Annotated in this window: 7 protein-coding genes; 2 read left to right on the top strand and 5 right to left on the bottom strand. The window is 65.7% G+C overall.

Annotated features, from left to right (window positions below):
* From fba to RR928_RS22780, 5 genes are all read right to left on the bottom strand, one after another.
* Positions 1-838: class II fructose-bisphosphate aldolase (fba, locus tag RR928_RS22800; protein WP_332684362.1), on the bottom strand; the 838-nt coding region annotated here is incomplete at its 3' end.
* 171 nt (positions 839-1,009) lie between these two features.
* Entirely contained in the window at positions 1,010-2,452 is a 1,443-nt protein-coding gene (pyk, locus tag RR928_RS22795) for a pyruvate kinase (protein ID WP_332549411.1), read from the bottom strand.
* 309 nt (positions 2,453-2,761) lie between these two features.
* On the bottom strand, positions 2,762-3,541 hold the full coding sequence (locus tag RR928_RS22790) for an abortive infection protein (RefSeq protein WP_332540036.1): 780 nt from the start codon (positions 3,539-3,541) through the stop codon (positions 2,762-2,764).
* A 58-nt stretch (positions 3,542-3,599) separates the two neighbouring features.
* On the bottom strand, positions 3,600-4,988 hold the full coding sequence (locus tag RR928_RS22785; protein WP_332540037.1) for an aminopeptidase P N-terminal domain-containing protein: 1,389 nt from the start codon (positions 4,986-4,988) through the stop codon (positions 3,600-3,602).
* A gap of 153 nt (positions 4,989-5,141) precedes the next feature.
* On the bottom strand, positions 5,142-5,936 hold the full coding sequence (locus tag RR928_RS22780; RefSeq protein ID WP_442881552.1) for a nucleotidyltransferase family protein: 795 nt from the start codon (positions 5,934-5,936) through the stop codon (positions 5,142-5,144).
* Positions 5,937-6,085: 149 nt separating this feature from the next.
* On the opposite strand from RR928_RS22780, the gene tkt reads away from it, so the two are divergent.
* Together tkt and gap are read left to right on the top strand one after the other, a co-directional pair.
* Positions 6,086-8,128, top strand: a complete 2,043-nt coding sequence (gene tkt, locus RR928_RS22775) for a transketolase (RefSeq protein ID WP_332540038.1) — start codon at positions 6,086-6,088, stop codon at positions 8,126-8,128.
* Between the two features lie 44 nt (positions 8,129-8,172).
* Positions 8,173-9,177, top strand: coding sequence for a type I glyceraldehyde-3-phosphate dehydrogenase (gap, locus tag RR928_RS22770; protein ID WP_332540039.1), 1,005 nt, complete (start codon positions 8,173-8,175; stop codon positions 9,175-9,177).
* Positions 9,178-9,330 lie beyond the last annotated feature (153 nt).

Genomic DNA, 9,330 nt, shown 5'->3' with positions numbered 1-9,330 from the left:
TGTCGGTGTCGATGTTGATCTTGCGCACGCCGTACTTGATGGCTTCCTGGATTTCTTCCACGGGCACGCCGTAGGTTTCCTTCATGTTGCCGCCGTACTGGCGAATGGTGGCCAGCAGCTCCTGGGGCACGGAAGACGAGCCGTGCATCACCAGATGGGTGTTGGGCAGGCGGGCGTGGATGTCCTTGACGCGCTGGATCGACAGGATGTCGCCTGTGGGCTTGCGCGTGAACTTGTAGGCGCCGTGGCTGGTGCCGATGGCGATCGCCAGGGCGTCGAGCTGCGTGGCCTTGACGAACTGCGCGGCTTCCTCGGGGTCGGTCAGCATCTGGCTGTGGTCGAGCTTGCCGACCGCGCCAATGCCGTCTTCTTCACCGGCTTCACCGGTCTCGAGCGAGCCCAGGCAGCCGAGTTCGCCTTCGACCGTGACGCCCACGCGGTGCGCCATTTCGACGACCTTGCGGGTCACATCGACGTTGTAGTCGAACGAAGCCGGCGTCTTGCCGTCTTCCATCAGCGAGCCGTCCATCATCACCGACGAGAAGCCCAGGTCGATCGCGCCCTGGCAGATCGCGGGCGACTGGCCGTGATCCTGGTGCATGACCAGGGGAATGTGCGGGTACTGCTCGATGGCGGCCTGGATCAGGTGCTTGATGAACGCTTCACCAGCGTACTTGCGCGCGCCAGCGCTGGCTTGGAGGATCACGGGTGCGCCGACTTCGTCGGCCGCAGCCATCACCGCCTGGACTTGCTCCAGGTTGTTGACGTTGAAAGCAGGAATGCCATAGCCGTTTGCAGCAGCATGGTCGAGCAGTTCGCGCATCGAGACGAGGGACATGTCGTGGATCCAATTCAGGGTGGGTAAACAGCCAGCGCCTGTCGCGCGCGGCCGCACCGCGCCACGGCAGGAGCCCGGGCCAAGCGGCCGTAACCGCTGTGTAACCCGGGATTTTATCCCGACTGAAAAACCCGCACCAGTGGCGTCGATGTCGAGCTAGTCAGGCCGGGCTCAGCTCGCGCGGCAAATCTGCAGCATGTTGGTGCCGCCGGGCTGGCCCATGGGCAGGCCGCAGGTGATCGCGTAGACATCGCCTTGCTGCACGATGCCGCGCGCCTTGAGATGGGCTTCCGCCTGCTCGAGCGCGGTGTCGCGGTCGGCCGAGGTGTCCATCAGCAGCGGGCGCACATTGCGGTACAGCGCCATGCGCCGCTGGGTGTGGACCTTGGGCGTGAGCGCGTAGATCGGGATGTGGATGCGCCGGCGGCTCATCCACAGCGCGGTCGAGCCGCTGTCGGTCATGGCCACGATGGCCTTGGCGCCCAGATGATGGGCCGTGAACAGCGCGCCCATGGCGATGCTCTGGTCTATGCGGCCAAAGGTGCGGCCGGTGAAATCGGCATCGCGCTCGACGTCTTCCGCGGCTTCGGCGGCGGTGCAGATGCGCGCCATCTCTTCCACGGTTTCCAGCGGGTACTTGCCGGCGGCGGTTTCGGCGCTGAGCATCACGGCGTCGGTGCCGTCGAGCACGGCATTGGCCACGTCGCTGACTTCGGCGCGCGTGGGCACGGGGTTGGTGATCATGCTTTCCATCATCTGCGTGGCCGTGATCACGACCTTGTCCATCTCGCGCGCCATGCGGATCATCTTCTTTTGCAGCGCGGGCACGGCCGCATTGCCGACTTCGACCGCCAGGTCGCCGCGCGCGACCATGATGCCGTCGGAGACGCGCAGGATGTCTTCGAGGTGGGGAATCGCTTCGGCACGCTCGATCTTGGCGATCAGGCCGGGCTTGTGACGCCAGGGCGAGCCCGCGACGTTGCACAGCTGGCGCGCCATTTCCATGTCGGTGGCGTTCTTCGGAAAGCTCACGGCCACGTAATCGGCCTGGAAGCCCATCGCGGTCTTGATGTCTTCCATGTCCTTGGCGGTCAGCGCGGGCGCCGTCAGGCCGCCGCCCTGCTTGTTGATGCCCTTGTTGTTGGACAGCTCGCCGCCGAGCTTGACGGTGGTGTGCACCTCTTCGCCGCGCACCGAGTCCACGGTCAGCACGATCAGGCCGTCATTGAGCAGCAGCAGGTCGCCGGCCTTCACGTCGCGCGGCAGCTCCTTGTAGTCCAGGCCCACGCCCTGCAGATCGCCGGGTTCGGTGCGCGAAGCGTCGAGCACAAACGACGCGCCGGGCTCGAGCATCACACGGCCTTCGGCGAACTTGCCGACCCGGATCTTGGGGCCCTGCAGGTCGGCCATGATGGCCACTTCGCGGCCCGCGCGCTGGGCGGCGGCGCGCACCATCGTGGCGCGGTCGATATGGTCCTGTGCAGTGCCGTGGCTGAAGTTCAGTCGCACCACATTGACGCCGGCACGCACCATGCGCTCTAGCAGCTGGGGATCGCTCGAGGCGGGGCCCAGGGTGGCAACAATCTTCGTGGCGCGGGTCAACGGCTTGGTCATAAGGCTTTCACGGGAGAGGGATCGGATTTCCATTCTCACACGGAAGCGGTTACATAACGGGTACGAAAATAAGGCCCCCACGCTCGCCCACTTCGTGTGGTCGCTTGGGGGGCGTGGCCCCCCATCGCGTTTTGCCTTGGGGCGGCCCGGCGGCAAAACCCGGCCCCCACGCTTGCTCGCTACGCGTAGCTGCGCTTGGGGGGCAATGCCCCCCATCTCGTTTTGCCTTGGGGCGGCCCGGCGGCAAAACCCGGCCCCCACGCTTGCTCGCTACGCGTAGCTGCTTGGGGGGCAAGCCCCCCGGAAGGCCTACAGCACCGGGCCGATCAGCCCATGCGACATCACATAGGTCAGCACATGGGCCAGGATCGCGGCCTCGAGGCCGAAGCGCCAGCAGAGGAAGCCGCCCATCAGCCCATAGACCAGCTTGCCCAGCAACACATGCAGCAGCAGCAGACCCGGCAGGGGACCGAGCAGCCACCAGGCAAGCAGCCAGTGCGTCGCGGCCCAGAGCAGCGAGCACAGGATCACCGCCACCCAGCCCTGCGTCGCAGACGGCGGCGCATCGGTACGCCCCGCAAGACGCCAGACCCCCCAAAACACGCAGGCCAGCATGCCCCAGCGCACCAGCAGTTCGTTGGTCACGCTGCCGTAGAGCAGCTTGGCCAGCAGTGGCATGGTGTAAAGCGGCTCAGCCGCCTTGACGCTCTCCGGCCAGGCAATCGCCAGCGTCACCAGCCAGGCCGCGCCCGCGACCCCTCCGGCCACGCCCGGCAGCCAGAGGCGGCGCAGCGCCTCGCGTGGCGAGCGCCCCGCAACCCAGGTTGTCAGAATCGGCGCCGCCAGCCCCACGCGCGGCGCGAGCAGCACGCCCATGCCCACGGCCAGCGCCAGCACCGAGGACAGCACCAGCAACAGCCCCACACCCGGCTGGCCAAACGGCGGCGGCACGGGCTGGGCATAGCGCCAATGCGGAACGATGGACCACACCATGGCCGACATGCCGGGCATTCCCAACAGCCAGAGCACCGTGAAAATGCGCCACTGAAGGCGCGGTGGTGCGGAAAGCGAGCTGGAAGCGTCGGACATGGGAGCAGTCAAGAAAAATGGAAGCACATGCCGTGGCGTGTGCCGGTGCTGGCATGGTTCACGCCAGATCGCGCATCAGCGCTTCGATCTCATCGGCCTTCACGGGCACATCGCGCGTGATCAGCTCGCAACCCTCCTCCGTGACGATGGCGTCGTCCTCGATGCGGATGCCGATATTGTGGAACGCCTCGGGCAGCTCGGCGCTGGCGCGCAGATACAGGCCCGGCTCTATCGTGGTGCACATGCCCGCACGCAGAATGCGGCTGGGGCGCTGGCGCAGCGTTTCGCCCGTCAGCGGGTCGCGCCGTGCGGGGCCGGTATCCTGGGCCCCGGGTTCGATGTAGCTGCCGCAGTCATGCACGTCCATGCCCAGCCAGTGGCCGGTGCGGTGCATGTAATACGGGAAATAGGCGCGCGTCTCGATCACGTCCTGGGCCGTGCCCACGCGGCTCGCGTCGAGGATGCCCAGGTCGAGCAGACCCTGCGACAGCACGGCCAGCGTCGCATCGTGCGGATCGCTGAAGCGTCGGCCCGCGCGCGTGACCGCCACGGCCGCTTCCTGGCTCGCGAGCACCAGGTCGTAGACCGCGCGCTGCGCGCCCGTGAACTTGCCATCGGCGGGGAAGGTGCGCGTGATGTCGCTGGCGTAGCCGTCGAGTTCGCAGCCCGCATCGATCAGCACCAGTTCGCCGGCGCGCACCAGCGCCTTGTCGGCCTGGTAATGCAGCACGCAGGCATTGGCGCCCGCAGCGACGATGGAGCCATAGGCCGGGTATTGCGAGCCGTGCTGGCGGAATTCGTGCAGCAACTCGGCGTCAAGGTGGTATTCGCGCACTTCCTCGCCCGCACGCAGCATGCGCGCCGAGCGCTGCATGGCGCGCACATGGGCGCCGGCGCTGATGCGCGCCGCACGGCGCATGATGTCCTGCTCGTGCGCGTCCTTGACCAGGCGCATTTCGTCGAGCAGCGCGCACAGATCACCCTGGTGGGTCGGCGACTGCACGCCCATGCGCACGCGGTTGCGCACCTGGGACAGCCAGGTCTCGACCTGCGCGGCGAGTCCGGTGTGGGTGGCGAACGGGAACCACACGCACTCGGTGTTGTCCAGCAGGCGCGGCAGCCGGGTGTCGATCTCGTTGCTTGAAAAGGCCTGGTCCACGCCCAGCGTCGCGACCGCGCCTTCGGGGCCCAGGCGATAGCCGTCCCAGATTTCGCGTTCGAGGTCCTTGGGCTGGCAAAACAGCGTACTCTGACCATCGCCCTTGAGCACCAGGCAGGCGTGGGGTTCGGTGAATCCGGTCAGATAGTAGAAATAGCTGTCATGCCGGTAGAGAAAATCCGTGTCGCGGTTGCGCGCGCGCACCGGTGCAGTGGGGATGATGGCCACGTCCTGGGGGCCCAGCTGGGCAGCCAGGCGCGCGCGGCGTTGGGCATAAACAGAGATCATGCCGGCTATCGTACTGCGCAGTTGCTTGTAAATGTATCCCCTAAATTAACGGTTTGACCACTATTTGCAATCTGGCGTGCAGCGGGCCTCCTCTGAAATCAGGTTTTTCCTACAAGAACCCGGCGATTCCGGATGCCGGCAACCGTGTCAACCTCAGGCCGCGTTCAGGCGCTGCAGGCGCGCGGGCGTTCCCACATCGGTCCAGCGGCCCGAATACACCGATGCGCCGACCCGGCCCGCAGCCATGGCGCGGCGCAGCAATGGTCCGAGCGCCGCGCGCTCGCCCGCGGGGTTGCCTGCGGGAATCGCGCACCAGGGCGCGCTGAACAGTTCGGCACGCAGCAGCGCGATCGTGCTGTAGGTCCAGCGCGGCCGCGGGTCGGCTTCGGGCAGATCGAGCGCCAGGCCCTGCTCGGACAGACCGAAATCGCCTTGGGGATGGTGCTCGGGATTGGCCACCAGCCACAGGTGGGCCAACTGGTCGCTGGCCGTGAAAGCAGCCGCCGCCGCCGCATCGAACCTGAAGTCGGGCGCAAACACATCGCCGGCCGCAAGCCAGAACACCGGGCCGAGCCGGGGCAGCGCGCGCGCAATGCCACCCGCGGTCTCGAGCGCCGAGCCCTGGCCCGACGGGTCTTCATCGGAATAGACCAGTGGCAATTGCACACCGGGGGCGTCAAACACGCTGCCCAGGCGCTGCGGAATCTGCGCGCCCAGCCAGCCGGTATTGATCACCGCGCGCGGCACGCCGGCAGCGGCAAGCGCCTGCAGATGCCACTGAAGCAGCGGCTGGCCCTGCACTTCGAGCAGCGGCTTGGGGCAGTGATCGGTCAGCGGCCGCATGCGCTCGCCGCGGCCCGCGGCCAGCAGCATCGCGGGCGGCTGGAGCGCGGCTGCGACAGAGGGCGGGACCGCCGTCGAAGGCGCGGAAAAAGAGACAGAAGACATGCGCTGAAAGCTCCGAAAATGCAGGCCGGTCAAGGGTTTGACCATGGGCTGCACTGTAGTGCATTGCCCCGCGATACGGCTCAAAACGGGCTGCCGCTTAAAATATCCGGCTTCCCCTGACAAACACCCTCCTTTTTCGGAGCGCCCTGATGGCCAACACTCAACAAATGGCGAATGCGATCCGCGCACTCGCAATGGATGCCGTTCAACAAGCCAACTCCGGTCACCCCGGCGCCCCCATGGGCATGGCCGATATGGCCGTAGCCCTGTGGAGCCGCCACCTGCAGCACAACCCGGTCAACCCGCATTGGGCCGACCGCGACCGTTTCATCCTGTCGAACGGCCATGGTTCGATGCTGATCTATGCGCTGCTGCACCTCACCGGCTACGACCTGCCGATGACCGAGCTGAAGAACTTCCGCCAACTGCACAGCAAGACCGCAGGCCATCCAGAAGTGGGTATCACCCCGGGCGTGGAAACCACCACCGGCCCGCTGGGCCAGGGCGTGACCAATGCCGTCGGCTTCGCGCTCGCAGAAAAGCTGCTGGCTTCGGAGTTCAACCGCAAGGGCCACGAAATCGTCAACCACCACACTTATGTGTTCATGGGTGACGGCTGCCTGATGGAAGGCATCTCGCACGAAGCCGCGGCGCTTGCCGGTGCCTGGAAGCTCAACAAGCTCGTGGCGCTGTACGACGACAACGGCATTTCGATCGACGGCCAGGTCGCTCCCTGGTTCATCGACAACACCGCCCAGCGTTTCGAAGCCTACGGCTGGAACGTGGTCGGCCCCGTGGACGGCCATGACGTCGGCGCCGTCGACGCCGCGATCGCCCATGCGAAGCAAAGCGCGACCAAGCCCACGCTGATCATCTGCAAGACCAGCATCGGCAAGGGCTCGCCCAACCGCCAGGACACCGCCAAGGCCCACGGCGAACCCCTGGGTGGCGAGGAAATCGGCCTGACGCGCGCGGCGCTGGGCTGGTCGCACACGCCGTTTGAAATCCCGGCCGACGTCTATGGCGACTGGGACGCCAAGGCCGCCGGTGCCAAGACCGAAGCCGCCTGGAACAAGAAGTTTGCGGCCTACGCCAAGGCCTACCCCGAACTCGCGGCCGAGTTCACGCGCCGCATGGCCGGTGACCTGCCGAAGAACTTCGCCCAGGTCGCGGTCAACACCGTGGTCGACACCATCGCCAAGGGCGAGACCGTCGCCAGCCGCAAGGCCAGCCAGATGGCGCTCGAAGCCTTCACCGCGTCCCTGCCCGAAATGCTCGGCGGCTCGGCCGACCTGACCGGCTCCAACCTGACCAACACCAAGAGCACGCCCGCTCTGCGCTTCGACGACCAGGGCAACGTGGTCAAGAACGAGTACGGCGTCGGTGGCCGCCACATCAACTACGGCGTGCGCGAATTCGGCATGGCCGCGATCATGAACGGCATTGCGCTGCATGGCGGTTTCATCCCCTACGCCGGCACCTTCCTGACGTTCAGCGACTACAGCCGCAACGCCATCCGCATGGCCGCGCTGATGAAGCAGCGCGTGATCCACGTGTTCACGCACGACTCCATCGGCCTGGGCGAAGACGGCCCCACGCACCAGTCGATCGAGCACGCCGCGAGCCTGCGCCTGATCCCCGGTCTGGACGTCTGGCGTCCGGGTGACACCACCGAAACCGCGGTCGCCTGGAGCGCGGCGCTGTCGCAGCGCAACAAGCCCACGGCCCTGCTGCTGAGCCGCCAGAACCTGGCCTATGCGCGCAAGCGCGACGCCGGCGACATCAGCCGCGGCGCCTACGTGCTGAGCGAGCCCGCCGACATCGGCCTGACGCAGGCCGCCCAGGCCGTGATCATCGCCACCGGCTCGGAAGTGCAGCTGGCCCTGGCCGCGCAGAAGCTGCTGGCCACCAAGAAGATCGCCGTGCGCGTGGTTTCCATGCCCAGCACCACGACCTTCGACCGCGAAGACGTCAAGTACAAGACCAAGGTGCTGCCCGCCAATCTGCCGCGCGTGGCGGTGGAAATGGGCGTGACCGACTTCTGGTGGAAGTACGGCTGCGCGGCCGTGGTCGGCATCGACACATACGGCGAATCGGCGCCAGCGGGCGTGCTGTTCAAGCACTTCGGCTTCACCGAGGAAAATGTCGCGGCAACGGTCCAGGCCGTGCTGCGCCAGCAGAAGAAGAAGTAATCGTCCAGTAACAGGTTTTCGTCATTTCACTTCAAGAGGCAAATATGACCATTAAAGTAGGTATCAACGGGTTCGGCCGCATCGGCCGCATGGTGTTCCGCGCCGCCGTGCAGAACTTTGGCAGCGACATTGAAATCGTCGCCATCAACGACTTGCTCGAACCCGATTACCTGGCTTACATGCTCAAGTACGACAGCGTGCATGGCCGTTTCCAGGGCACCGTGGCCGTCGAAGGCAACACTCTGGTGGTCAATGGCAAGCCCATCCGCCTGACGCAGGAACGCGACCCCGCCGCCCTGAAGTGGAATGAAGTCGGCGCCGACATCGTGATCGAAGCCACGGGCCTGTTCCTGACCAAGGAAACCGCACAGAAGCACCTCGACGCAGGCGCGAAGAAGGTCATTCTGTCGGCTCCTTCGAAGGACGACACCCCGATGTTCGTGTTCGGCGTGAACTGCAAGACCTACGCCGGCGAAGCCATCATCTCCAACGCTTCGTGCACCACCAACTGCCTGGCCCCCGTGGCCAAGGTGCTCAACGACAAGTGGGGCATCAAGCGCGGCCTGATGACCACCGTGCACGCTGCCACGGCAACGCAAAAGACCGTCGACGGTCCGTCGAACAAGGACTGGCGCGGCGGCCGCGGCATCCTGGAAAACATCATTCCTTCGAGCACTGGCGCCGCCAAGGCCGTGGGCGTGGTGATTCCCGAGCTGAACAAGAAGCTCACGGGCATGTCGTTCCGCGTGCCGACTTCCGACGTGTCGGTGGTCGATCTGACCGTTGAACTGAACAGCGAAGCCACCTACGCCGAAATCTGCGCCGAAATGAAGGCCCAGTCCGAAGGCGCGCTCAAGGGCGTGCTGGGCTACACCGAAGACAAGGTGGTTGCCACCGACTTCCGCGGTGAGTCCTGCACTTCGGTGTTCGACGCCGAAGCCGGCATCGCGCTGGACAAGACATTCGTCAAGGTCGTGAGCTGGTACGACAACGAATGGGGCTACTCGAACAAGTGCCTGGAAATGGTGCGCGTTGTGGCTTCGAAGTAAGAAGCAAGAGCGTTCATTGCACTGACGAGTGCAAAGAACAGCAAAGGCGCCGGTCCCGCGAGGGGCTGGCGCCTTTTTTCATGGGCCAAGAACGTTTCGCGCATTTGCTCATGCGAAAGAATGCGTTGGCCGCATAAGTGCGCGTCCATAGAC

Source organism: Comamonas sp. (assembly GCF_036666375.1).
Classification (GTDB): Bacteria; Pseudomonadota; Gammaproteobacteria; order Burkholderiales; family Burkholderiaceae_C; genus Comamonas.
Note: the sequence above shows the minus strand (reverse complement) of the source record. Positions and strands in the feature narration are given on the sequence as shown.

Excerpts from the sequence above, each read along its gene's own strand:
- RR928_RS22780 (WP_442881552.1), bottom strand. The coding sequence starts at position 5,936 with ATGTCTTCTGTCTCTTTTTCCGCGCCTTCGACGGCGGTCCCGCCCTCT.
- RR928_RS22785 (WP_332540037.1), bottom strand. The coding sequence starts at position 4,988 with ATGATCTCTGTTTATGCCCAACGCCGCGCGCGCCTGGCTGCCCAGCTG.
- RR928_RS22790 (WP_332540036.1), bottom strand. The coding sequence starts at position 3,541 with ATGTCCGACGCTTCCAGCTCGCTTTCCGCACCACCGCGCCTTCAGTGG.
- pyk (WP_332549411.1), bottom strand. The coding sequence starts at position 2,452 with ATGACCAAGCCGTTGACCCGCGCCACGAAGATTGTTGCCACCCTGGGC.
- tkt (WP_332540038.1), top strand. The coding sequence starts at position 6,086 with ATGGCCAACACTCAACAAATGGCGAATGCGATCCGCGCACTCGCAATG.
- gap (WP_332540039.1), top strand. The coding sequence starts at position 8,173 with ATGACCATTAAAGTAGGTATCAACGGGTTCGGCCGCATCGGCCGCATG.